Annotated in this window: 1 protein-coding gene; it reads right to left on the reverse strand. The window is 59.0% G+C overall.

The annotated features are described in order from the left end of the window. Window positions 1-1,138: 1,138 nt before the first annotated feature. On the reverse strand, window positions 1,139-1,464 hold a 326-nt coding region (locus P0D89_RS52935), incomplete at its 5' end, for an HAD hydrolase-like protein (protein ID WP_408371172.1).

Here is a 1,464-nt window from a genome sequence, read left to right on the forward strand (position 1 = left end):
CTCCAGAGAGGGATGTACCTAGGTAAACGGCGACGAGAAAGCCTTTGAAGCACGGGCAAGAGAAGCGAACATCTCGCGCGAGTTCAGCGTCCGTCGGATGCGCTAGCGTTCGCCGCGTTGACGGTTTGATATTGGGATGTCATCAAAAAAGCGAGACGGCCAGTGACCCGCTGCACTAACCCTTTTCTGGTTTGCGTGCCTGGGGGCTGGTGTCATCGACATCGAAGGAGACGGTGCTGGTCGTATTCGAGCCCACTGGCTCGAGGCGCGTTTGTGTGCGGGCATTACTTAAAAACGGCTTTAGAGGCCCCGCAATGTGCGCAGGAAATTCTTCGTGGAATGCACGAAAAGTCGCGTCGATAGAGTGGCGAATGGCTTGGACGACCTTTCTACACCGGACCCGCCCCAGAGGATTTCCGTGGTCGCGCCCGGGCGGCGTGGGCTAGTCGAACACCGGTGATGGCGCGGGAGGCGTGGGCGTCGGTTGTCTTGGCGTTGGCGGTAGCGGCGTCGCGATTGTCGCGTACTGACCTACTGAGGCACCCCGAACGAGCCGAGGCGCCTCCTCTCTCGCAGGCGCTTTGCATTTCAGTGCCGGGTGGGTGTGGCGCGCCGTCGCACTCAACGAACACTCCAGCCGGCAAAGTGTGCGAACTGCGGGTCCAATCGCCAGTGGTCCCACGGTTCGTATGCTCTGCATTCAGGAGCTTATCTATTTCTGCTATCCCGAGGTCAGGCGCGTGGCCATTGGCCGCGAGCCAGTGAGCCTTGAAGGAAACGTACTGAGGCTTTCGACACATACCGCACGGACGATGGCCCGTGCTAAGCGCGGTCGCTTCGTCAAGGAATAAAAGCTCGGTGTAACTGCCTGGCTGCATCAACGGCTGGCGGCTCCAGCCTTTGTACGACAATTGGCAAGTCACCGAGGCTTTGATTTTCCAACTGTGGACGATACGCCCTTCGGCATCGTGGATTTCGCCTCGGTTGCCGAGCCATGCCGCCGAGGGGCACAGGTTCTGGATGGTTCCGGTCGGGTCAACACCGTTAGGAAGAGGCATATCAATATTGGATTTGTCTTGTGGCGATGACATGGTGCAGCGACGCCGTTGATTCAGCTCACCATACTAGCCTGCAACTATCACATGTCGTCGGCGTACGTTCCAAGACCAGATGGGCTACCTAGCTGCGTCGCAAGGTCGTTCAGGTCCGTGGCCTCGTAGTCCCAACGCTGCTCGGCACGCAGGTCGCTCTGTTGGCTCGGGCCGTGTTCAAGCGGCCTCACGACAAAGGCGGTTTTCAGTCCGCACTGATGTGCTGCTGCCAAATCGCCGTTATGCGCTGCGACCATGCAAACTTCTGCGGGGTCCAGCCCGAGAATTTCGGCGGTATCGACGTAGACTTGTGGCGACGGCTTATAAGCTTTAACGACTTCCGCTCCAAGAATGGCGTCCCACGGAAGCGCGG

The sequence above is a fragment of the Paraburkholderia sp. RL18-085-BIA-A genome, assembly GCF_046027075.1.
Lineage (GTDB): Bacteria > Pseudomonadota > Gammaproteobacteria > Burkholderiales > Burkholderiaceae > Paraburkholderia.